General features: G+C 45.1%; 25 protein-coding genes and 1 tRNA gene. 13 read left to right on the top strand and 13 right to left on the bottom strand.

Annotated elements, in window-relative coordinates; genetic code table 11:
• Positions 1-46: 46 nt before the first annotated feature.
• On the top strand, positions 47-1,225 hold the full coding sequence (locus tag BN1209_RS05685; protein WP_045751996.1) for a GNAT family N-acetyltransferase: 1,179 nt from the start codon (positions 47-49) through the stop codon (positions 1,223-1,225).
• Here the strand turns inward: BN1209_RS05685 and BN1209_RS05680 are convergent.
• The 7 genes from BN1209_RS05680 to glyA form a co-directional block, all read right to left on the bottom strand.
• Positions 1,206-1,433: a hypothetical protein gene (locus tag BN1209_RS05680; protein WP_045751332.1), complete on the bottom strand. Its 228-nt coding sequence runs from the start codon at positions 1,431-1,433 to the stop codon at positions 1,206-1,208. The two genes, BN1209_RS05685 and BN1209_RS05680, sit on opposite strands and share 20 nt — an antisense overlap.
• Complete coding sequence (locus BN1209_RS05675) at positions 1,434-2,063, bottom strand: class II aldolase/adducin family protein (protein WP_045751331.1); 630 nt, start codon at positions 2,061-2,063, stop codon at positions 1,434-1,436. It abuts the gene before it with no gap.
• 8 nt (positions 2,064-2,071) lie between these two features.
• Positions 2,072-3,172: an S-methyl-5-thioribose-1-phosphate isomerase gene (gene mtnA, locus BN1209_RS05670; protein WP_045751330.1), complete on the bottom strand. Its 1,101-nt coding sequence runs from the start codon at positions 3,170-3,172 to the stop codon at positions 2,072-2,074.
• A gap of 245 nt (positions 3,173-3,417) precedes the next feature.
• A complete protein-coding gene (locus tag BN1209_RS05665; protein ID WP_045751329.1) occupies positions 3,418-4,233 on the bottom strand; it encodes a TatD family hydrolase in 816 nt (271 codons plus the stop codon).
• A gap of 9 nt (positions 4,234-4,242) precedes the next feature.
• A complete protein-coding gene (ribD, locus tag BN1209_RS05660) occupies positions 4,243-5,349 on the bottom strand; it encodes a bifunctional diaminohydroxyphosphoribosylaminopyrimidine deaminase/5-amino-6-(5-phosphoribosylamino)uracil reductase RibD (RefSeq protein ID WP_045751995.1) in 1,107 nt (368 codons plus the stop codon).
• Positions 5,350-5,401: 52 nt separating this feature from the next.
• A complete protein-coding gene (nrdR, locus tag BN1209_RS05655; protein WP_045751328.1) occupies positions 5,402-5,869 on the bottom strand; it encodes a transcriptional regulator NrdR in 468 nt (155 codons plus the stop codon).
• A 7-nt stretch (positions 5,870-5,876) separates the two neighbouring features.
• A complete protein-coding gene (gene glyA / locus BN1209_RS05650; protein ID WP_045751327.1) occupies positions 5,877-7,124 on the bottom strand; it encodes a serine hydroxymethyltransferase in 1,248 nt (415 codons plus the stop codon).
• Between the two features lie 133 nt (positions 7,125-7,257).
• Here glyA and iscX point away from each other — a divergent pair, with 133 nt between their 5' ends.
• Entirely contained in the window at positions 7,258-7,449 is a 192-nt protein-coding gene (iscX, locus tag BN1209_RS05645) for a Fe-S cluster assembly protein IscX (RefSeq protein WP_045751326.1), read from the top strand.
• 2 nt (positions 7,450-7,451) lie between these two features.
• Positions 7,452-8,867 carry a phosphomannomutase/phosphoglucomutase gene (locus BN1209_RS05640; RefSeq protein WP_045751325.1) on the top strand — a complete coding sequence of 472 codons (1,416 nt, stop codon included), beginning with the start codon at positions 7,452-7,454 and terminating at the stop codon, positions 8,865-8,867.
• 310 nt (positions 8,868-9,177) lie between these two features.
• Here the strand turns inward: BN1209_RS05640 and ycaO are convergent, their stop codons facing one another.
• Positions 9,178-10,977 carry a 30S ribosomal protein S12 methylthiotransferase accessory factor YcaO gene (ycaO, locus tag BN1209_RS05635; RefSeq protein WP_338140339.1) on the bottom strand — a complete coding sequence of 600 codons (1,800 nt, stop codon included), beginning with the start codon at positions 10,975-10,977 and terminating at the stop codon, positions 9,178-9,180.
• Positions 10,978-11,008: 31 nt separating this feature from the next.
• Positions 11,009-12,640 carry an alpha-D-glucose phosphate-specific phosphoglucomutase gene (locus BN1209_RS05630; RefSeq protein WP_045751324.1) on the bottom strand — a complete coding sequence of 544 codons (1,632 nt, stop codon included), beginning with the start codon at positions 12,638-12,640 and terminating at the stop codon, positions 11,009-11,011.
• 83 nt (positions 12,641-12,723) lie between these two features.
• Here BN1209_RS05630 and BN1209_RS05625 point away from each other — a divergent pair.
• The 7 genes from BN1209_RS05625 (at position 12,724) to arsB (ending at position 16,355) form a co-directional block, all read left to right on the top strand.
• Positions 12,724-12,799, top strand: a tRNA-Lys gene (locus tag BN1209_RS05625).
• A gap of 318 nt (positions 12,800-13,117) precedes the next feature.
• Entirely contained in the window at positions 13,118-13,846 is a 729-nt protein-coding gene (locus BN1209_RS05620; protein WP_045751993.1) for a class I SAM-dependent methyltransferase, read from the top strand.
• Positions 13,847-13,898: 52 nt separating this feature from the next.
• Entirely contained in the window at positions 13,899-14,021 is a 123-nt protein-coding gene (locus BN1209_RS09245; RefSeq protein WP_269446850.1) for a type II toxin-antitoxin system HigB family toxin, read from the top strand.
• 86 nt (positions 14,022-14,107) lie between these two features.
• Positions 14,108-14,314, top strand: coding sequence for a hypothetical protein (locus BN1209_RS05615; RefSeq protein WP_171816504.1), 207 nt, complete (start codon positions 14,108-14,110; stop codon positions 14,312-14,314).
• Between the two features lie 175 nt (positions 14,315-14,489).
• Positions 14,490-14,822 carry an ArsR/SmtB family transcription factor gene (locus tag BN1209_RS05610; RefSeq protein ID WP_045751322.1) on the top strand — a complete coding sequence of 111 codons (333 nt, stop codon included), beginning with the start codon at positions 14,490-14,492 and terminating at the stop codon, positions 14,820-14,822.
• Positions 14,823-14,829: 7 nt separating this feature from the next.
• Positions 14,830-15,315, top strand: a complete 486-nt coding sequence (locus tag BN1209_RS05605; protein ID WP_052661103.1) for an arsenate reductase ArsC — start codon at positions 14,830-14,832, stop codon at positions 15,313-15,315.
• Complete coding sequence (gene arsB, locus BN1209_RS05600) at positions 15,315-16,355, top strand: ACR3 family arsenite efflux transporter (RefSeq protein ID WP_045751320.1); 1,041 nt, start codon at positions 15,315-15,317, stop codon at positions 16,353-16,355. The genes BN1209_RS05605 and arsB overlap by 1 nt, the downstream gene beginning before the upstream one ends.
• Positions 16,356-16,381: 26 nt before the next feature.
• On the opposite strand, the gene BN1209_RS05595 is transcribed toward arsB, so the two are convergent.
• The gene (locus BN1209_RS05595; RefSeq protein ID WP_045751319.1) at positions 16,382-17,707 is read right to left on the bottom strand and encodes a TAXI family TRAP transporter solute-binding subunit; all 1,326 of its coding nucleotides are present in this window, start codon (positions 17,705-17,707) and stop codon (positions 16,382-16,384) included.
• A gap of 196 nt (positions 17,708-17,903) precedes the next feature.
• Here BN1209_RS05595 and BN1209_RS05590 point away from each other — a divergent pair, with 196 nt between their 5' ends.
• The 3 genes from BN1209_RS05590 to BN1209_RS05580 all read left to right on the top strand — a co-directional run bounded on the left by BN1209_RS05590 (position 17,904) and on the right by BN1209_RS05580 (position 20,438).
• Positions 17,904-19,034 carry a PAS domain S-box protein gene (locus BN1209_RS05590; RefSeq protein ID WP_082048404.1) on the top strand — a complete coding sequence of 377 codons (1,131 nt, stop codon included), beginning with the start codon at positions 17,904-17,906 and terminating at the stop codon, positions 19,032-19,034.
• 29 nt (positions 19,035-19,063) lie between these two features.
• Positions 19,064-19,714: an HD-GYP domain-containing protein gene (locus BN1209_RS05585; RefSeq protein WP_052661102.1), complete on the top strand. Its 651-nt coding sequence runs from the start codon at positions 19,064-19,066 to the stop codon at positions 19,712-19,714.
• A gap of 367 nt (positions 19,715-20,081) precedes the next feature.
• Positions 20,082-20,438 (top strand): helix-turn-helix domain-containing protein, encoded by a 357-nt coding sequence (locus tag BN1209_RS05580; protein WP_045751316.1) that lies wholly within the window; start codon positions 20,082-20,084, stop codon positions 20,436-20,438.
• 45 nt (positions 20,439-20,483) lie between these two features.
• Here the strand turns inward: BN1209_RS05580 and BN1209_RS08885 are convergent, their stop codons facing one another.
• The 3 genes from BN1209_RS08885 to nhaD all read right to left on the bottom strand — a co-directional run bounded on the left by BN1209_RS08885 (position 20,484) and on the right by nhaD (position 22,814).
• Positions 20,484-20,978 (bottom strand): hypothetical protein, encoded by a 495-nt coding sequence (locus tag BN1209_RS08885; RefSeq protein ID WP_052661101.1) that lies wholly within the window; start codon positions 20,976-20,978, stop codon positions 20,484-20,486.
• A gap of 89 nt (positions 20,979-21,067) precedes the next feature.
• The gene (locus BN1209_RS05570; protein ID WP_045751315.1) at positions 21,068-21,436 is read right to left on the bottom strand and encodes a helix-turn-helix domain-containing protein; all 369 of its coding nucleotides are present in this window, start codon (positions 21,434-21,436) and stop codon (positions 21,068-21,070) included.
• Positions 21,437-21,530: 94 nt separating this feature from the next.
• On the bottom strand, positions 21,531-22,814 hold the full coding sequence (gene nhaD, locus BN1209_RS05565; protein ID WP_045751314.1) for a sodium:proton antiporter NhaD: 1,284 nt from the start codon (positions 22,812-22,814) through the stop codon (positions 21,531-21,533).
• Between the last annotated feature and the right edge of the window lie 108 nt (positions 22,815-22,922).

Below are 22,922 nucleotides of genomic sequence, written 5' to 3'. Positions count from 1 at the left end.
CAAAAAAGCCTGTTGAATTATTCGTTTTCTATTGTATTCTCAAAAGATGAGTTTAACCCTAGAAATCGCACATAGCATACAAAGCATCGACCCATCAAGTTGGGATGCCCTCACAGAGGGTATGCCACTGCTCAGCCATGCTTTTTTGAGTGCACTGGAAACATCAAACTCAGTTGGACCTGGCACAGGCTGGCAACCCTGTCCATTGCTTGTCCATGACGACGGCCGCCTCGTTGGTGCAATGCCTTTGTATGTGAAGTCACACTCTTACGGTGAGTATGTGTTCGATTGGTCTTGGGCCGAAGCTTATCAGCGCAATGGCTTAAACTACTATCCAAAATTAATCGCCGCTATTCCTTTTAGTCCTGTCACGAGTGCACGTGTTTTAGTGGCTTATGTTGCAAACGCCGCTTCAATTCAAACGCTTATGTTGCAAGCCTTACTAGAAGTGATGCACAAACATCAGCTGTCATCGGTGCATATCTTGTTTCCAGATCAAGATTCAGCGGCATTGCTCAAGCAAGCAGGCTGGATGCAACGTCACGGTGTCCAATTTCGATGGGAAAATGAAGGCTTTGGAAGTTTTGATGTGTTTCTTGGTCACTTGCAACAAGAAAAACGAAAGAAAATAAGGCAAGAGCGTAAAAAAGTGAATGCCGCAGGTGTCATTTGTCGGCGGATTAAAGGGCCTGATATTAAAGAGGAAGAGTGGGACTTTTTTTATCAATGCTACCGCAATACTTACCTTGAGCACCGTTCGACACCCTATTTATCAGCAGCATTTTTTAAAAGCATTGCAATGCGCATGCCTGAACATATTTTATTGGTGATGGCCACTCTTAATGGCGTGCCAATTGCGAGTGCGCTAAATTTTTACGATCAAGACACCTTATATGGGCGCTATTGGGGATGCATGCAATATGTCCCTAATTTGCACTTCGAGCTTTGTTATTATCAAGCGCAGGAATTTTGCATTGAGGAGAACATCCGTTACTTTGAGGGAGGCGCGCAAGGTGAGCATAAATTAGCGCGGGGATTTAAGCCCAAAGCGACTTGCTCTTTTCATCAGATTGCCGATCCAGACTTCGCACAATCGATTGCGGATTTTTTAAGTAGGGAGTCCCTTGGCGTAGCTGCTTATACCAATGAACTTGAACAGCGAGCACCGTTTAAGTTAAGTGCCGCATCAAACAGCCCCGTTATTTTTACTGACAATACTGAATAAATGCTGCTTGTTTATTCGCCAAGCCTTTTTTCTCAGCCAACTCCCAGTTTCGAACACATTGATTTTCTTTTCCACACCATTGATAACCTGCCGATGGTATGCACCCATGTGCGTCTTTTTTAGCGCCAACCACGGTGTTTGGTTGCGCGTGACATGCAGATAAAAGGATAGATAGGCCGGCCACTAACGTCAGGCTTAATTTGCGCATTTATTGATCCCAGCTTCCATAGCCTTTAAATTGTTCAAACACTGCCTGCATTTCTTGCGCACTTAAAAGATGTGGCTCGCCGATTTGCAAAGCCCGCCAATATTGCTCGCACAATGTTTCTACTTCTACCGCGACATCTATGGCTTGCTGTAAGGTTTTGCCGACAGCAATCATGCCGTGATTCGCCAATAAGCAAGCACGACGGTCTTTTAGAGAGGCGATGGCATGGTCTGATAAGGCTTGTGTGCCAAACAGAGCATAGTTCGCGCAGCGAATAGTGTCACCACCAGCGACAGCAATCATATAGTGAAACGGTGGGATGTCTTTTCGCAAACAGGCGATTGTGGTCGCAAACATCGAATGGGTATGGATGACGGCTCCTACTTCCGGCCTTGCTTGATAGATGTCGTGGTGAAAGCGCCATTCTGAAGAAGGTTTCCCCGCACTTATTGCTTTTCCTTGCATGTCCATTTCAACCATATTGTGAGCGTGCATCTCATCAATCGGCATGCCTGAAGGTGTAATTAAATAACCATGGCCATGGCGCACGCTCGCGTTACCCGATGTGCCTTGCATCAGGCCTTGGGCTTGCAGGGCTAATACACTTGCTAGAAGTGATGCATTTGACATGATGTTCTCTATTCAAATCGTTGTTTGAGCCTACTTGGCGTGGTCACGCCACGCTCGGTGATAATGCCAGTGACGAAACGGGCGGGCGTGACATCAAAAGCAGGGTTAAGTGCATGGCTATGCGCTGGTGTGACACGGACGGATTGCACTGTGCCATCGCTTGCTAAGCCGCTCATATAACTCACTTCGTCAGCATCCCGCATTTCAATTTCAATGTCACTAAGTCCATCTTGTATCGTCCAGTCGATGGTAGGCGAAGGCACCGCCGCATAAAAAGGCACCTGGTTATCAAAAGCGGCCAAGGCTTTAAGATAAGTCCCGATCTTGTTACAGACATCGCCAGTGCTGGTGACGCGGTCAGCGCCAACAATGACCATATCAACCTGACCATGTTGCATCAAATGGCCGCCAGCATTATCACTAATCACGGTATGCGGAACACCATGTTGACCAAGCTCCCAAGCCGTTAGGCTTGCGCCTTGATTGCGCGGCCGAGTTTCATCTACCCAGACGTGCACATTTAACCCAGCATCATGGGCGGCATAAACAGGCGCTAGTGCGGTGCCCCAGTCCACCGTGGCCAGCCAGCCAGCGTTGCAGTGAGTGAGAATGTTCAAGGTGTTTTTATTGCTTTTTGCGAGCGCCGATTGTATGAGGGCTAAGCCATGCTGACCAATCGCGTGATTCATTTGCACATCTTCCTCACAAATCAGCGCCGCTTCTTGCCAAGCGGCGCTGTGACGGGCTTCTGAGGGAAGCGCAGCTAAGTGTTGATGCATGCGGTTCACTGCCCAGCGTAAATTTACCGCGGTAGGCCGACTAAGCAGCAATGCCTGAGCAGACTTTTCTAGGTGAATATCGCTAGCATCAGACTGCACCGCAAGTGCCATGCCATAAGCTGCTGCCGCACCAATAAGAGGCGCACCACGCACTTGCATGGTTTTAATTGCCGTGACCATTTCTTCAAGACAATGCACTGCTTTAATTTCAAAGCGATGTGGAAGCATGGTTTGGTCAATGATTTCAACCGCCAACATGGCATCATTTTTGTGCGCTTCTGCACCATGAGTTGGCCAAATGGTACGGTAATATTTTTCATCTATTTTCAAGTGAAATTCCCTTAAATATTGATTATTTATTTAAATATTTTTCTTGCATTTTTTTTGCGCTTAAAAATAGCTAAAACCTATCCACAAAAACTGTGGATAAAACTGTGGATACCTGTGAGTTGAAAGTCTAACTCATGATTTTATAAAGGTTTTTTTAAAACGCTTAAATTTTAATCTTCTATTTTATCTATATAAAACAATAAGTTGCTAGACCCGTATTGATTCTTATGGGGATTTAAGCATTCTTAATGTATTACTTGAGGTCGTGTGAATAACTTTGCTAAATTTGGCAAAATTTCCAATGCGTTGTTCGTAGTAATTTCAGTCACTTGCGCATGATTTATTTGCCTTAACGAGGCGATCAATTGTGAAATATTTAACAATTGATGCGGGGTATTTCGCCTGTCATTTTTGAGCCATTCTGGTGGGATATCTGGCGCGTCTGTTTCTAACACAATTGCACTTAAGGGGAGCGTTGAAACCAGCTCACGAATTTTTAACGCGCGAGGGTAAGTCAGTGTCCCGCCAAAGCCTAATTTAAATCCTAGCGCGATAAAAGCATCCGCCTGTTGACGACTGCCATTAAAAGCATGCGCAATGCCTCCACGAACTTTGTATCGGCGTAAGAGCTTTAAGATATCGTCGATTGCGCGACGCACATGCAAAATCACCGGCAAGTCATAGTGCTTAGCGATTTTTAATTGTTCTATCAAGTAATGTTCTTGCAAGGCTTGGTCGTAATCCGCAATAAAAAAATCCAGACCAATTTCACCCACCGCAACTGGGGGATTTCCGCTTTCTATTTGCTTGGCAATCGTTTCCCTTAGATAGACCAGATCGTCCAGATGAGCGCTTGCCACGTACATAGGATGGATGCCCAATGCGTGTGTACAGCATGAATGCGAGTGAGCAAGCTGTGTGACGGTTTCAAAATTGCTGCGATGAACTGCTGGCACCACCATCATCTTAATGCCCTTATTGAGCGCCTCTTGAATGACGCTTTCACGGTCTGCATCGAATTCGGCAGCATCAAGATGGCAATGCGTATCAATGAGTGCCATAAATAGTCTTTAAGGCTTGCTGATTGGTTTGGCTCTAATGCGAATATCTTGGCCGAATTGACGGACATCGAGGATGCTTAATTGCACTTTCTCTTCCATATTCTTCAACACTGGAATAGCAAACATGCCGCGTGCATCAGCGCCTAGCAAAGTGGGTGCGTAGTAAAACACAAACTCATCGATTAAATTAAGCGACAGCAGGGCACCGTTAAGCGTTTGCCCGGCCTCAACGGTCACCTCATTGATGCCGTACTCTGCAAGATGGCTTAAAAGTTGTTTTAAACATACTTTGCCGTCACTCGCTTGAAGCTTAATTAAGGTTGCGCCAGCGTTGGTTAAGGCTTCAGCTTTGTTTTCCGCGTCACGCAAATAGGCAACTAAGGTATTACCGCCCGCTAAGATTTTAGCGCTGGGTGAAAGGCGCAATTGGCTATCGACCACAACGCGCAGCGGTTGGCGTGCATGGGAAGTATGGCGCACATTCATTTGTGGGTCGTCAGCCAAGACAGTTTCTATGCCTGTAAGGATTGCGCAGGATCGTGCTCGCCAATGTTGTACGTCTTGCCTTGCCGCTTCGCCAGTAATCCATTTGCTTTCGCCGTTCGCGAGCCCTGTCTTGCCGTCTAGGCTGGCGGCGATTTTAGTGCGGACAAAAGGTCGGTGGTTGGTCATGCGTGAAATAAAGCCGACATTCAGCTCTCTTGCTTGCGCTTCCATTAAACCATGTTTAACTTCAAGGCCTGCCGCTTTTAGTCTGGCTAACCCACTACCAGCCACTTGGGGGTTTGGGTCTTGCATAGCAGCAATCACGCGTTTAACGCCGGCTTTAATCAGCGCATCAGCGCATGGCGGTGTGCGACCAAAATGGCTACACGGTTCCAGCGTCACATAGACATCTGCACCTTGGATCAGCTTGGGAAAGTTTGCCTGTGCATCACCTAATGCCATGATTTCGGCATGCGGTTCACCGGCTTTTAAGTGCGCGCCTTGGCCAATGATTTGACCATGGTTCACAATGACACAGCCGACTCGAGGATTGGGGGTGCTGGTATATAAGCCTTGCTCCGCGAGTCGCAGCGCAAGACTCATATATTCATGGTCGGCTTGGGTAAACATCATGAATGACTTGGCTCAACATTGAGGACTCAAAATCTTAGATCAAGGTACTTCATGGTTTTGGATTTTTTTGAGGGTCAAGGTCACGAATGACGGTATTGAAATCATCCACGTCTTGAAAACTTCGATAAACCGATGCAAAGCGGATATAGGCTACTTTATCCATCGCTTTAAGCTCTTGCATCACGCTTTGGCCCAAGGCGCGTGCCATCACTTCACGTTCGCCTTGCCCAAGTATTTTTTGCACGATGTGTTCAATGGCTCGATCGACATATTCAGTCGGCACTGGGCGCTTATGCAGTGCGCGGGTGAAAGAGCTGCGTAGCTTTTCACGGTTAAACTCTTCTCGCGTACCATTTTGCTTCACCACTTGCGGTAAGTGCAATTCAGCGGTTTCATACGTAGTAAAGCGTTTGTCACAAGCAGAACAGCGACGACGACGACGAATTGAATCGCCCTCGTCGTTTACGCGTGAATCAATCACTTGCGTATCATCAGCGCTGCAAAAAGGGCATTTCATCTAAGTATTAGGCACCATACACAGGGAAGCGTGAAGTTAAGGCATGCACTTTCGCTTTAGTTGCCGCAATCACAGCTTCATCGGTTGGATTATCTAATACGTCAGCAATCAAATTAGCCACCTGACGGGCTTCTTCTTCTTTAAAGCCGCGTGTAGTAATGGCTGGTGAGCCAATGCGAATGCCAGACGTCACAAATGGGCTTTCTGGATCGTTAGGAATAGAGTTCTTATTCACAGTAATGTGCGCTAAACCCAAAGCCGCATCCGCCGCTTTACCTGTTAAGCCTTTAGGGAGTAAGTCCACCAAAAACACGTGAGATTCTGTGCGGCCTGAAATAATGCGCAAGCCGCGTTTTGCTAGCTCTTCTGCCATCACGCTGGCATTTTTCAACACTTGCGTTTGATAAGTTTTGAACTCTGGTTGTAATGCCTCTAAGAATGCCACCGCTTTACCTGCGATGACGTGCATCAATGGGCCGCCTTGCAAGCCAGGGAATACGTATGAATTGATTGATTTTTCAAATTCCGCTTTTGCCAAAATAATGCCGCCACGTGGGCCGCGCAATGTTTTGTGCGTGGTTGAAGTGACGAAGTCAGCATGTGGCACTGGGTTTGGATAAACGCCGCCAGCGATCAAGCCTGAGTAATGCGCCATGTCCACCATGAAATAGGCGCCCACTTTTTTCGCGATGGCTGCCATGCGTTCCCAGTCAAAACGAAGGGAATATGCAGAAGCGCCACCAATCAACAGTTTTGGCTTGCATTCAATCGCAATACGCTCCATTTCGTCGTAGTCGATTTCTTCTTTATCGTTTAAGCCGTAAGGCACGATGTTGAACAGCTTGCCTGATAAGTTAGCAGGTGAACCGTGCGTTAAATGGCCGCCATGGCCCAGGTTCATCCCCATGATGGTGTCACCTGGTTTTAAGATCGAGAAATAAACCGCTTGGTTGGCTTGTGAGCCTGAGTGCGGCTGTACGTTGGCATATTCAGCGCCGTACAATTTTTTAATCCGCTCAATCGCAAGTTTTTCAACTTCATCCACGTACTCACAGCCACCGTAAAAACGTTTGCCTGGATAGCCTTCAGCATATTTATTGGTGAGTTGTGAGCCTTGCACTTCCATCACAGCAGGGCTGGTGTAATTTTCAGAAGCAATCAATTCGATATGTTCATCTTGGCGAACGCGCTCAAGTTCTACATATTTTGCTAATTCAGGATCTACAACACTCAACGTTTTTGCTCGGCTAAACATAAGTCACTTTCTCGTAGGCTTAAAAAAATAATTTCATCATTTTATCATAATGGGCGTGAATTCACCCCTCCTATTGACCGCATCTAGGCGGTATAATTCAAGCCAATGTTGAATAATTTTTGAGGGTAGCAAAATGAAATGGACTGATGTACAAGCAATTGCAGAGGCTTTATATGATGCACATCCTGATATTGATCCTAAGGTGATCCGCTTTACTGATTTACATGCTTGGGTCATGGCTTTGGATGGGTTTAGCGATGAGCCTAATAATAGCAACGAAAAAATATTAGAGGCTATTCAGCAAATTTGGATCGACGAAGTTTAGTGATGCACGTCCCAAAAGAGATTTTTAAGGCTTACGACATTCGCGGCATTGTGGGTAAAACCCTCACGCCAGAGATTGTAGAAGCCATTGGGCAGGCGCTTGGTTCTGAAGCTTTGGCAAGAAAACAAAGCACTATCTGCATAGGCTTTGACGGTCGTTTATCAGGACCTGAACTCGCAGGCGCTTTATCACGCGGCATTCGTAAGACAGGCATCCATGTGATTCAGCTTGGCATGGTCGCTACACCGATGGTGTACTTTGCGGCGTATGCGCTTGGCACCGCTTGCGGTGTGATGGTCACGGGCAGTCATAACCCACCTGATTACAATGGCTTGAAAATGGTATTGGCGGGTGAAACGCTCTCAGGCGAAACCATACAAAGCCTGCGTGCACGCATTGAAACCGCCGATTTAGTGACTGAGGCGGGCGGCCTTGGTAAGGAAAGTCATCACGATATTGCATCTGCGTACATCGCCAAAATCGCTTCAGATGTGAAGTTGGCGCATCCTATGAAAATCGCTGTAGATTGTGGCAACGGCGTGGCAGGCGCATATGCCAAAAAGCTTTATGAGGCGCTTGGCTGCTCAGTGCAAGAGCTATTTTGTGAGGTGGATGGGCATTTCCCTAATCACCATCCCGATCCATCTGTCCCAGAAAATCTATCTGACTTAATTGAAGCCTTAGCCAAAGGCGATGCCGAGATAGGTTTGGCTTTTGATGGCGATGGCGACCGTTTAGGGGTGGTGACTAAAGACGGTAAGATTATTTACCCAGACCGCCAGTTGATGCTCTTTGCAGAAGAAGTGCTGCAACGTAACCAAGGCGCGACGATTATTTACGATGTGAAATCAACGCGTAACCTTGCGCCCTGGATTAAAGCCCGCAACGGCAAGCCGCTGATGTGGAAAACAGGCCATTCGCTAGTGAAAGCAAAAATCAAAGAAACCAGTGCTGATTTAGCAGGCGAGATGAGTGGACACGTGTTTTTTAATGATTTAGTGGATAGTAATAATCCCGACAAAGGCCGCCGCTGGTATGGCTTTGATGATGGCCTCTATTCAGGTGCACGTTTGCTGGAGATTTTGAGCAAAGTCGCTAATCCAAGCGCAACTTTGAACAACTTGCCTGATAGTGTGAGCACGCCAGAGCAACATATTCAAATGCAAGAGGGCGAGCCCCATGCGCTGATTGCTGCTTTGCAAAAATCTGCCAAGTTTGAAGGCGCAAGCGAAGTCATCACCATTGATGGTTTACGTGTGGAATATTCAGATGGTTTTGGCTTAATGCGACCATCCAATACCACGCCAGTGATTGTGCTGCGTTTTGAGGCGGATTCTGAAGACGCGTTAAAGCGCATTCAGCAAGCCTTTAGAACAGTGATTTTAGGCGCGGCACCGCAGGTTAAGTTGCCTTTTTGATTCTTAGGATACAGCGACCGTACTCTGCTATGCCCTACCGAGCTGAGGGGTAAGTGTTTTCGACTTACTCGGGTTGCATTTTGTCACCCCGCACATGATGAGGGTTGTATTTTGTCACCCCGCACTTGATGCGGGTTGCATTTTGTCATGCCGCACTTGATGCGGCATCCATATTGAAGAAAATAGACCCCGCATCAAGTGCGGCATGACAACATCGATCTATTAAAGCGCAGTCGCTTGCACTTCGAAGCATGGGCAGGCAATCAATTGGGCGGACGCATCAAGCCCGACCGCCGTCAACACTTCTCTTTTAATGCTTTTTAGCATTCACCTTGTGATAAGCCAATAACAACTGTTTGTGCATCTCGCTACCTTCCATATTGGCACCTAGATTATTCAGGCCAAAGTAACGAGATTCACGGCTAAGCAATTGCTGAGCTTGTTGCAAGGTTTCTGTGCCATACATGAGGGCTAAATTAGCGTTAAATGGCTTGGTGTGGTCTAGTGCTGTCATTTCTTGTAGTTGCACTAAGTCGGCAATACAGCGATAAACGCGGGCGCGTTTTTCTGGCAATTCGCCAAATTGGCTAATCCAATCACAGCCTTCTAAGATCACATCAACATCACCCACCGCTAGGCCTAATAATGCTTTTAGTTCACCAACACGTAAGTCTGCCCAAACGCTACCAGCATCTGCCGCAAGGCCAATAAGTGTGGTCACAGGGAGTTCATCCGCCAGCTCTAGGTCTAGTAATGTCTCTAATAGCGTTTCGCTTTCTGCTTGGCTAAGGTCTTGTGTACGAAGCAAAGCAGGGCGCACCAAGTTGCCCACGGAGTTGTTTTCCCACTCAAGCTCTTCCACGGGGTAGATTTCTGACATGCCTGGCACAAAAATACGGCATGCATAAACATCTAAGTGGGTGAAGTCTGAAATATAAATCTCGTGACCGCTCGCGTGGATGGTATCGCAGCACCATTGATAGTCTTCATCCGTTGTGGTGCCAAAGTTCCAATCCACAAACTCATAATCTGGCGTGTCGCGTAGGAAGTTCCAGCTAATCACGCCGCTTGAATCTACAAAATGAATTTCTAGGTTTTGTGAGTCGGCGATTTCTTCCATATCAAAACCTGGCGCAACAAAATTCTTGAGGCCATCTATTGCACGACCTTGCAGAAGCTCGGTTAATGCACGCTCTAGCGCCACTTCAAAGCGTGGGTGCGCACCAAAGCTCGCGAAACAGCCTTGGTCTTCTGGGTGCAATAAGGTGACGTTCATCACAGGATATTGGCCACCCAGTGAGGCGTCTTTCACCAAAATGCCATAGCCTGCATCGCGCAAGCCTTTAATGCCAGCGGCGATGCGAGGATAGCGGTTGATGACTGCTTCAGGAACATCTGGCAAGCAAATGCCTTCACGAATGATTTTATATTTAATATCGCGTTCAAAAATTTCCGCCAATGCTTGCGTGCGGGCTTCTTTGAGCGTGTTGCCGGCGGACATGCCGTTGCTCACGTATAAGTTACCAATCAAATTCACAGGGAAGTAAGCTACTTCATTATCCCGCAAGCGTGTGTAAGGAATCGCGCAAATACCGCGTTTGGCGTTACCAGAGTTCAAGTCAATGAGCTTAGTCGCTGAAACAGTGCCTTCTGGGTTGTAGAATTTGTGCAGCTCTTTGTTAAGCAAGCCAGCAGGCCATTTGTCGCCAGCCAGCGGAAACCATTTTTCATTTGGGTAATGCACATAATCTTGATTGCTTATGGCTTCACCCAAGTAAAAGTGCGTCCAAAAGTAATTGGTGCTGAGGCGCTCAAAGTATTCACCAAGCGCACTCGCTCTTGCTGCAAGCTGCGATGCGCCTTTGCCATTGCTAAATAAACGTGTGCAATCACGATCCGTCACATGCACCGACCAAATGCCTTCAATTTCATTGAGCCAAGAGCGCTCTTCTACGTGAAAGCCGATATCCAAAAGCTTGGCTTGTAGCGTTTTAATCGAATATTCAAGCGAAGCATCTTTGCTTGGAATAAAGGTTTCGGTGCTGGTGTTTGGAGTGTTTTGCATCGCGTGGCTTTCAAGCAAAGTAAATAAAAAAATGGCCGTTAGCATAGCACGGCCTTATGAAGGTTAAGTGAGATTGTTAGGTAATGACAGTTGGCGTGTCGCGCCCCGTTCTTTGTTTCAGTTCGGAGATCTGCAAGGCGATTTTTATCATCTCACTCAATGCGATTTGCGCGTCTAAATCGTGTTTGCTGGTGTCAGGTTCAAACGCTTCTAAATAAATGCGAAGCGTTGCGCCAGATGTGCCTGTGCCAGAGAGCCTAAATACAATGCGTGAGCCATCGGTGAATAAAACGCGCAGACCTTGTTTGGTGCTAATGCTGCCATCAATCGGATCGGTGTAACTAAAATCATCACATTCTTGTATGGTGTATTGTCCAAACGATTTGCCAACCAGCGCGCTAAAGTTGCTTCGTAAATGCTCAATCACGCCATTCGCGGCATCTAGCGGTAAATCTTCGTAATCATGGCGTGAGTAAACATTGCGACCAAATTGTAGCCAATGCCGTTTTACAATTTGCTCAACCGATTGCCGTTTAATCGCCAAAATATTGAGCCAAAACAACACCGCCCAAAGGCCGTCTTTTTCACGTACATGGCTTGAACCTGTGCCAAAGCTTTCCTCACCGCACAATGTCACTTGGCCAGCGTCCATTAAATTGCCAAAAAATTTCCAGCCAGTCGGGGTTTCAAAGCAGGGGATATCTAAGGACTTCGCGACCATGTCCACTGCGCCGCTGGTGGGCATGGAGCGTGCTACGCCAGCAATGCCTTTGGCATAACCTTTCACCATTCTTGCGTTAGCGGCAATCAGCGCAAGGCTGTCTGAAGGCGTCACAAAAAAGCCTTTACCCAAAATCATATTGCGGTCGCCATCACCATCGGAGGCCGCGCCAAAGTCCGGTGCGTTTTCGCCATAAATAATCTCCACTAACTCATGTGCATAAGTGAGGTTAGGGTCAGGATGTCCACCTCCAAAATCAGGCAATGGCACGCAGTTCATCAGGCTATCAGCTGGCGCGCCAAGGCGTTGAATAAAAATCTCTTGGGCATAAGGGCCAGTCACCGCGTGCATGGCGTCAAACTTCATACGAAAGCCAGAAGCGAGTAAATCTTTAATCGCATTAAAATCAAAGAGTGATTCCATCAGCTCCGCATAATCGGCCACGGCATCAATCACTTGCACCTTCATGCCGGCCAGGTCAGTTTCGCCAATGACATCAAGGGGCACATCTGGCGCAGCGATCATTTTGTAACGTTGAATGGATTTGGATTTCTCAAAAATCGCTTCGGTAATTTTTTCTGGGGCAGGGCCGCCGTTTGGCGTGTTGTACTTGATGCCGAAGTCGCCATCCACACCGCCTGGGTTGTGGCTTGCCGAGAGGATAATGCCGCCAAAGGTTTTGTATTTGCGGATGATGCAAGAAGCAGCTGGCGTAGAAAGAATGCCGGCTTGGCCAACTAATACACGCCCAAAGCCATTCGCTGCTGCCATCTTGAGGATAATTTGTATGGCCTCACGATTGTAATAACGACCATCGCCACCCAAGATTAGCGTTGCGCCTTTTGGCACATCGATAGAGTCAAAAATGCTTTGAACAAAGTTTTCTAAATAATGCGGCTGTTGAAACACCGTCACTTTTTTACGTAGGCCAGAGGTGCCAGGTTTTTGGTCAGCAAACGCTTGGCTGGGAATCACTTGAACATTCATACGGGATGACCTTAATAATCGTTTCTCAGGTTGACACTCACCTGCTTTAACTTGATAATTGCGCCGGCCTTAAAGACCTCAAGGGGAGATTAGCTCAGTTGGTAGAGCAGCGGACTCTTAATCCGTTTGTCGCGAGTTCGACCCTCGCATCTCCCACCAAAAATACATTTTATAATCAAGGAGTTGTTTAATAAACAGCTCCTTTTTTATTGTCTAAAATCTCAATACATACCAAATACAAACATCATGCGTGAATTTTAAGCTTTTTATTCAGGGTTTGTGTCAAAAGAATTGACGCCTGAAATGGCAGGTTTTTTGACTTTTTTCTTTCAATTTCTTGATGTGCTATCAAATAGAAGTTTGTCTACTTTTGCTATCGCGATGTAAATCTTAGTGTTTTTTTAAGGCAGATTGAAAAATCAGTGATTAAATTTGTCAATTATTGAATTAATAGAAAGCAAGCTGCTCGAATTCACCATGAAATTAAAAAAACTTTACCTCATATTCTTTTGTTTAATTTTATCGGCTTTAGGTGGTCAATGGGCGATTGCAGAGTCGCAAAGTAATGCGACCTCACACTATGAATTTTATACACCTAGCACCGATGCAACTGGCAAAGTCTTCATGGGGCGCGAAATTGCCCATGTGATGGGTTTTCATGGTGCGGCATGGTTAGAGCGGCAAAATCGTGTGAACGAAGAGCGTACGGATATTTTAGTCAAGTCACTGAATTTATCAGCGGGTATGCACATTGCAGATATTGGGGCAGGGACGGGTTTTTTATCACGCGAGATGGCAAAATTAGTGGGTGATCAAGGCCAAGTGTTTGCGGTGGATATTCAGCCTGAAATGCTAGGAAAACTTAAAAACTTACAAAAAACCTATCGTAATATCACGCCGATTTTAGCCAGTAATCAAAAAACAAATCTAGCGCCAAATAGTACAGATCTAGCCATTATGGTCGATGTATATCATGAGCTAGCGTACCCATTTGAAGTGATTCAAGACACCATGCAGGCGCTTAAGAAAAATGGACGATTCGTGCTAGTGGAGTACCGTGCAGAGGATGATAATGTGCCGATTAAATCAAGCCATAAAATGACTGAAGCGCAAATTATCAAAGAAATGAATGTGCATGGTTTGCAACACGAAAAGACCATCAAAAGCCTGCCCTGGCAACATATTGTGATATTCACAAAGCCATAGCATTGAAAATTTTCAATATTTTGTCTACATGTACACAAATTAAAGACTTTTAATGGCTTATCCGGATTCGGAGCAGCCATTAAAAGCATGGCTTAATGAAGCCCAGCAAGCGGAATGGAAAGATCCTGCTGAATGCCTTATTAAACCAACTAGATTGAATGTGGCTGTTAAGTAATAAGCGTCATTGATTGGATGCGCTTGAAATACGCTAAAAAGCCCCCATATTATTTTTGTAATAAATGTTTCTTACATGAGGAGAAAATGATGCATGAAGTCATGAGTGGAACCATTCCTATGCACGCGATTGCGATGTGCATTTTGATGAATGTTGCTTTGGTGCTTTCTATTGCCGCTTTAATCAAATACCTCATTAAAGGTAAATGTGCTTGTGGCTGCAATGGTCGCTGTGTCTGCTGTAATGGAAAAAAAGAAAGCTCTGCAACAGAAAGCAATACTTGTTGTAAATAACTAGCGCTTAGATTGACCAGCGCTTAGATTGAAGAAAGGGCTACGTGGAAACGTCGCCCTTTTTTTGTCTAACATTTCAATGTATACCCAATGAGGGGGTGTGGAGATTCACAAGATTTTCAACAGCGCGAATCTGTGTCATTATTCGGTCATATATTTTTATTATCATCGAAATATGGAAAACAAAATAGCCGTTAAAGCATTCTTAGCCTTAGGGCAGGAGAGCCGCCTGAATGTATTTCGTTTAATCGTTCAAAAAGGGGATATTGGACTCACGCCCAAAGACATCGTCGAGGTGCTTGGCATCCCCAATGCAACCTTGAGTTTTCATCTCAAAGAGCTACTCCAAGCCGATTTGATTGTAGTCGAGCGTGTCAGCCGCAATCTCTTTTATCGCCCCAATCCACACATCATCAATGAGCTAAGCGCCTTCTTAATGGACAACTGCTGTGGTGGTAAAAGCTGTGTGCCAGTGGTTATCAAGCCCCTAGGAAAATCAAACCCATAGAAACATCATGAAGCCATACAACATTCTCTTTCTTTGTACGCACAATTCCTCTCGTTCGATTTTGGGCGAAGCGCTAGCCTCCACGCATAAGAGTGGACGCTTTGTTGGCTACTCAGCGGGTTCAACACCAGGCAATGCGATTAATCCAATTGCGCAAGCGCTGGCGCTTGAAATGGGCTATGCAAAAGAAAAAATGTTTTCCAAAAGCTGGGATCTGTTCGCCAAATCAGATGCGCCTCAAATGGACTTTATTATTACTGTTTGCGACAGCGCAGCCAGTGAAGCCTGTCCAGTTTGGATCGGGCATCCAGCGACAGCCCGTTGGGGATTTCCTGACCCATCCAAAGTAGAAGGAAGTGATGACGAGAAAAGGAAAGCCTTCGTGAATGTCATGAATGGGCTTCAACAAAAGTTAGATGCATTTGCCGCACTCCCTTTAGAAAACCTAGACCAACCAAGCATTGAAAACGAATTAAGAAAGTTAGCCAGCTGATGAGCCAAATCACCCAAAAACTATCATTTTTAGACCGCTATCTCACCGTATGGATATTCGCCGCGATGGCCCTAGGCATTGGCTTAGGTTATTTCATTACTGGTGTAGAGCATTTCATCAATCAGTTTCAAAGTGGCACGACCAACATCCCCATTGCGATTGGTTTGATCCTGATGATGTATCCACCTTTCGCCAAAGTGAAATATGAAGAGCTGCCTGATGTGTTCAAAGATAAACGGGTGTTTGGCCTAGCGATATTACTCAATTGGATAATCGCGCCAACAGTCATGTTTTTACTGGCGATTACCTTTGTGCCCAATCAACCTGAATATATGGCCGGCCTGATTTTAATTGGCATTGCCCCATGTATTGCCATGGTGATTGTGTGGAACGACATCGCGAAGGGTTCGACAGAGTATGCCGCTGGTTTAGTGGCCTTTAATGCGCTGTTTCAAGTGTTGTTTTTTAGTGGCTATGCTTATTTATTTTTAACGGTATTGCCGCCTTATTTTGGGTTAGCGGGTTCAGTCGTTGATATCACCATCACTGAAATTGCTAAAACCGTCTTTATTTATTTAGGGATTCCTTGTTTGGCAGGGCTCATGACCAGGTTTGTGATGCTTAAATTGGTTACCAAAGATTGGTACCAAGCGCACTTTATTCCCAAAATTAGCAAACTAACGCTGATCGCATTGTTATTCACGATCGTGGTGATGTTTAGCCTCAAAGGGCAATTGATTCTTCAATTACCCATGGATGTCGTCACAATCGCTATCCCTTTGCTTATTTATTTTGTGGTCATGTTTTTAATCACTTTTGTGACGACAGGCAAACTTGGCATTGATTACCAACGCTGCTGCACGTTGTCATTTACCGCGGCAAGCAATAACTTTGAGCTTGCCATCGCAGTCGCAATTGCGGTGTTTGGTATTCACTCCGGTGCCGCCTTTGCCGCAGTAATTGGCCCGCTGGTGGAGGTGCCAATCATGGTGGGTTTGGTGTCGGTGGCTTTATGGATTAAAAGCCGATATTTTAAATAAGTTGAATAGGTCTGATGCGCAGCCGATTAAATTTTAGACTTCAATTGTGAACGCACAAAATCAATATTCATGCGGAGTTCGTATATATACTGCGAGAAGCTGATGGGGAGCTTCATCCCATCCACTCTGTCTTCGATATCATCTAGTTTTTTGTAAAAAAACGACCAGTCTTTAATATCCACTTCCTGCTTGATTTGCATCTCCAAAAAGCGCAATTCGCCATAATATTTAAATAGCCTAAACTTCAAAAACCCGTTGTAAGCAGTGGGGACGAGTTTAAGCAGTGGAATCAGAATCGCTAAAATCGGAATCAATACAATCGCTGTTCTGCTCACCAATGTTGCCGCCCAAAAAGGCAAGTATTTGTCTAAAAAAGGCGTACCCGATTTGTAAAAGTTAAGCGCTTGCGGGCTAGGAGCAACTTCAGAGGTTTTGATGGAAGGAAACTCATTGTTGGCACTGAGCAGGCCCTCGCCATGGTGAACTTGCGTAATCACCTTCATCATGAGGTAGGCAAGTGCTGGATGCAGATTTTCATTGGCCAGCAAGGTCACGGTGGGTGACACTAAATTGATATTGCTTGGCGGGATGTTACGTTGAATATCAATCGTTCCTTCTGGCAACTTGAGGCGGTGAAGGTAAGAAAAATGTTTGGTGTATGCCTCGGCATCATCCAAATCCACCAATCGAATGCCTTTTTGAGACAAGGCTTTTTTGACCAGAGAGGAATCGATGCTATCGACTAACATAGCAACATCTACCGATCGATTGATTAAGCCCTCAACAGCCGCTTCACCACCCATATTCAGTATCTTAGTATTGCGTTTGTTTAAGCCGCTTTCCGCCAGCAATTTAATCGCCAGTTGGTTAGCGCCTTCGCCTTGCTTACCAATTGCGATGCGCTTGCCTTTAAAGCGAGCGAGATGCTCAATCGATGCTTCGCAGCGACACAGCACCCATACTGGCTCGTAATATAAGCTGCCTAAGGATTGCAGGCTGCCTGCGCCTTCACTTCTGGTGATGCCATCTTGCACAAAAGCTAAATCAACGCCTGAGTTGAGATCTTTTAACAGCGCGACATTTTCGATATCACCGCTTGTTTCTTTAATCTCAAGGGTAATGCCATCATTTTTTAATAAGGCCTGGTAAATGGAGGCATACGCTTTGTAGTAAGTGGATTGCTTGCTTAAAGAAATGACGATTTTTTTGGGCGGCGCCGCATCAATCAATTGATAAGCAATGCCTATCGCGATTGAGATTAACAACACAATAGGAATGATCGCTTTAAGCAGCTCTTTGGTGAGTACCTGGTTAATTTTACTCGAGTGATAATCAAATCGTTTTTTCAACATAGGCTTTCACAAAATAAGCTTTCACAATATCGTCTTTTAGTGGCTTGTCTGGATGGGGGTCTGTTTGATACGACGCCATGACAATTTGTTTTTTTAACTGTGTTTTTTAACTCTGTTTTTTTAACACAGTGGCTAGGGATTTGGTGATTTTTTAATTAAATTAAATTAAATTAAATTAAATTAAATATTCAGTGATATGAAATGTTTTTTTTGTTATAAATTCACTATGAACTACCAACTACACAAAAATATTATATTTGCCATTTTGGCCACAATGGGCACTGCTCTATTTCAGTGGCTATGTTGGGATTTTATACAACCATTTGTGTGGTTTTTATTTTACCCCGCAGTATTTTTCATCGCGAGATTTATGGGGTTTTGGGGTGGAATCGCCAGCACTTTTACTAGCGTTCTCATTGTTTGGTATTTTTTTCTTCCCGCGCAATTGAGTTGGCATCTTGAAAATCCATATCATTTCTTATCAATGCTCGTGTTCACGGTGATGGGCTATTTTTTCAGTGAGATTCACGCAAGAACCCAAAAAGATGATCTTCAACTTCGGTCAAGCTTAAACGCGGTTAATCAATCTAACATCGAAATCAACCGGCTCTACCAAGAAAACCTCAGCCTCGACGAAGTCAAATTTAGTGAGATCGCCAATGTCATACCGCAAATTGTTTGGGTCACCAACCCCGACGGCGGTAACATTTTTTTCAATCACGAGTGGATGGCATACACGGGCTTAACGCTTGAAGAAAGCTTAGGCGCTGGATGGAGTAAACCCTTTCATCCTGAAGATCAGCCCATCGCTTTGCATGCTTGGCAAAATGCAGTCACCAACAACGCCACCTATTCTCTTGAGTGTCGTCTGCGTCGTGCAGATGGCGAGTATCGCTGGTGGTTGATACGGGGTGTTCCATCGTTTAATTTGCAGGGCAAGATCATTAAATGGTTTGGTACCTGCACAGACATTCATGACCTCAAAATTAACCTAGAAAAAATAAGATTAGCGGAAGAAAAGCTGCGTTCCGCTATTGATAGTATGGACGATGGCATTCTGATTTTGGATAGAAATCGGGCGTTTGTTGAGGTGAACAATCGTTTCCACCGCTTTTTTAAATATGACAATCAAGACCAGTTCCCCAACGCGCTTGAGACCCTGGAAAGCATTGTTTCATTATCTAAAGATGGGATCACATTTGAGCTTGGAGAATGGCCAGTTCGAGAGGCATTTCAAGGGAAAAAAGCAAGTAATCTTGAGTACAGTTTGAGTCGAACAGATACAGGTGAAACTTGGTACGGCAGCTTTAACTCCGCCCCATTTTAGATGAGGATGGAAAAGTTGATGGTGCAGTGATGGTTGTGCGCGATATTAGCCAACGAAAAAAGACTGAGTTAGAAATTCAGTCGTATTTGTTACGTCTTGAGAACGTAATGCAAGATACGCTGCAAGTGTTAGCAAAAGCGGTCGATATGAAAGACCCTTACACCGCAGGCCATCAAAATCGGGTAGGCTTACTTGCCAAAGAAATTGCCCTCACCATGGGCATGAGTGCTAATGAAGCTGAAAATTTAAGGTTGATTGGATTGATTCATGACATCGGTAAAATTGGCATCCCAGCAGAATTGTTGACCAAGCCAACTAGAATAACGGCGCTTGAGTACGAACTCATCAAAACCCATGTGCAAATTGGCTATGACATTCTTAAAAATGTGAACTTTATGATTCCGGTCGCTGATGCGGTGCTACAGCACCATGAGCGACTTGATGGCAGTGGTTACCCTAATCATTTGAAAGGCTCGCAGATTTTACTGGAAGCCAGAATTATTGCCGTTGCGGATGTGGTGGAGGCAATGTCCAGCCATCGACCTTATCGAGAGGCGTTGGGGCTAGAAGCCGCATTGGCTGATATTGAGTCAGGCAAAGGCACGAAGTATGACCCTGTGGTGGCGGATGCGTGTCTCAAGCTATTTAGAGAAAATGGCTATCGTATTCCAAACGTATAAAGTATTTTCATGATGCTTGATTCAATCGAATCAAGCGTTTTTCTTGAAGTGAACAACTTTCACAGCGCAATTTCCTGCTCGTAATCCCATTGCCACAACCCCAGCCGCTGAACCGATCATGAGAATTAAACCGCCTTTGCCTGCACAGTAGGCCATAAACGCCCATAAAAAAACTGTCTGCGGGGTAGCGTGTTAAGTCATACATGCCAATGGATGGCCCCACCAGCGGCACGTTATCTACCATTGCGCTGATCAAATCTCACATTTATTTTAGAAGCTTAATCTTGTTGTGAAAATCTCAAAATGTAGTCAAAGTTGGTAGTAAATTTTATAAGTTTACTATTCAGAAATAGTGGTTGAGGTATTTATGGCAGTCGATTTTAAGGGCTTGTATCAGAGATTTATTGCATTGGAGATTGCTGCTGAACGTAAATCTCACTTCCCAATAATGGAACCCGTTGAGAAAAGAGTCTTGCATTTATTGAGTGCTTATTGGTTTGATAAAAAAACGATGACCGTTGTTGAGGCAATCAACATCACAGATGAAATTTCAACATCCACCGCATTTAGATATTTGAAGAAATTGCGTGAAAAGGGATATGTGGCGCTGATCGTAGATAAAATCGACAATAGGGTTAAATATGTTTCTCCCACCAAGCAGGTTGATCAATACTTTGCTCACCTAGGTAAGATGATGCATAAAGCATCTAATGAAATGAATTAAGGATGCGCCAAGATTTTGGGCAACTAAAATACAGTCAAGGTGCATTTAAGACTCTTTCTTAATCAACTCACCAATTTCTCTCGCTTCATTCGATAGTTTGACGGCCTCGGCAGCTGAATCTGCTGCCATTCTTGATGCGGCAGCAGCTTCCGTTGAAGCTTTCAATAATGAGTCTTCTGCGTGCTGAGAGACCGCTAATGCCGCAGCGGCTGCAGCAGCTGCTGCAGCAGCGGCAGCTTCTATCGCGGCCACTGCGGCAGAAACTGAGGCTCTCACAGATAATTCAACGACCATCAAAAAGGCAGGATTTCGGGATGCGTCTTTTGCAGCATTCATCGCGTTTGATGCGGCAATTCTCGATTGTTCAGCGGATCTTGCAGAACGTTTTGCGGCTTCAGAGGATTGAAGTGTCAATTCTTTAAGGGAGTTGAGCGCCTCAGCATAATGCTTACTCACCCCCTTATAGGTATTACGCAAGTCTTCTAAGTCGGCTTGTAAAAGTTCGAGCTTTTTGTAAACCTCATCAAGGCTCTGAGACATGATTCCTCCACAAGAATGATTTGTTAGATGTAGTACGCATTCGCTACTTAATCATTATTGATCAAATAAGGCGAGCTTTTAATAAATCTTTATTGATTGGAGTCTAGACCTTCAATCGTGAAAATATCGTTAGCAGCTTCTGTGTAAAGATTAATGATTTCAATAAATTTTTGTGTGGGCCGCACATATTTAATCCGCTTATCTGATGCGGCTGAGTAATGCTCTATCCAGCCTTCATCTAAAAAGCGTTGGTAGTGAATTCTGACAGCAGTATAAGAATGGGGGATGGACGCGAAAAGTTGTTTTACCGTGATATGACCATTTGAGTACTGATGAATCGACAACAGTAAAATGAGATCGTAAGCAATCAGCGAGTTTTCAATAGGAAGATGTTGGCGACACCATGCCCTCAGTTTGAAAATGGCTTCAATCATGAGCGCATGGTTTTTAGAAATCATAAAAATGATGCTAATGCGAAAACTGTTAAATAGATAGCAAAATAAACCTCTAAATTAAATAGTTTTTTTGGTATGTTTATTGAGTTAGCTATTTTTAATGCGTCAAATTGTACTGAATGATATAGGTCGCAATACCTGCAAAGTAGCCCACGAGTGCCAGCCCGCTGATCTTTTTGACATACCAAAAGAAGGGGATTTTTTCTAGCCCCATGGCCGCAACCCCAGCCGCTGATCCGATGATGAGAATTGAACCGCCTGTGCCGGCACAGTAGGCCATAAACTCCCATAAAAAGCTGTCCGCGGGGTAGCGTGTTAAGTCATACATGCCAATGGAGGCCGCCACTAGCGGCACGTTATCCACAATCGCGCTGATCAAACCAAAGAGCGTCACAATCAAATCTTGGCGGCCAATAGCATGATCTAAAAACTGGGCAAACGATTGCAGAATATGGCTGTGCTCAAGCGTGGCCACCGCTAACAAGATGCCAATAAAGAACACAATCGAGGTCATATCAATTTGTTTTAAGGCGTTGACCAGCGTGAACTGTTCTTTTTCTGCGTCTTCTTTTTTATAGTGGATGAGGTCGCCAATCAACCAGAGAATACCAAGGCCAAACAAGATGCCCATAAAAGGGGGTAAATGGGTGACCGTTTTAAATACGGGGACTAACACCAAAATACCAAGCCCAGCAAAAAACATCACATTGCGTTCAAAACTCGAGGTGAGCATAGATGACGCGCTGTAAGTTTTGGTTGGGCTGGCGATTGTTTTGCCGCGCATGGAATAACTAATGACCAGTAATGGCGCGAGTAAGTTAACCAATGAGGCTAAGAACAAGCCTTTCATAATGGCGATGGTGGTGATTTGCCCCCCTATCCAAAGCATGGTGGTGGTGACGTCACCTATGGGTGACCAAGCGCCGCCCGCGTTGGCTGAAATGACAACAATCGCTGCAAATAACAATCGATCTGACTTCTCTTGTAATAGCTTTCTAGTGAGTGAAATCATCACAATGGTGGTGGTTAAGTTATCCAAAATGGCGCTTAAAAAGAACGCCAATAAGCCAATAATCCATAACAAAGACACTAGCTTGGTGGTTTTAATGCGTGAGGTAATGACGTCAAAGCCGTTATGCGCATCAATCACCTCCACAATGGTCATCGCGCCAATTAAAAAGAACACAATCTCAGCAGTAGATGCAATCGATTCGCTTAACTGATGACTGACCAAATGCTGGTCATTCGTTGCTAGGGCGTACACCGTCCATAACAAGCCAGCGCCCAAGAGTGCTGAGGCCGATTTATTGATTTTAATCGGATGCTCCAGCGTGATCGCCAGATAGGTAATCACAAAAATGAGGATTAATGCGCTAGACATGACGGACAACCAATCATTGATTGAATAATAAGCACAGATTTTAACATACGATTTGCACGCGTGACTTATTTACAAAAACAAGACTGATTAACCAGGCTGCGCCGGGTT

The sequence above is a fragment of the Candidatus Methylopumilus turicensis genome (assembly GCF_000953015.1).
Taxonomy (GTDB): domain Bacteria; phylum Pseudomonadota; class Gammaproteobacteria; order Burkholderiales; family Methylophilaceae; genus Methylopumilus_A; species Methylopumilus_A turicensis.
The sequence above is the reverse complement of the archived record's forward strand: the minus strand, read 5'-3'. Positions and strand labels throughout refer to the sequence as shown.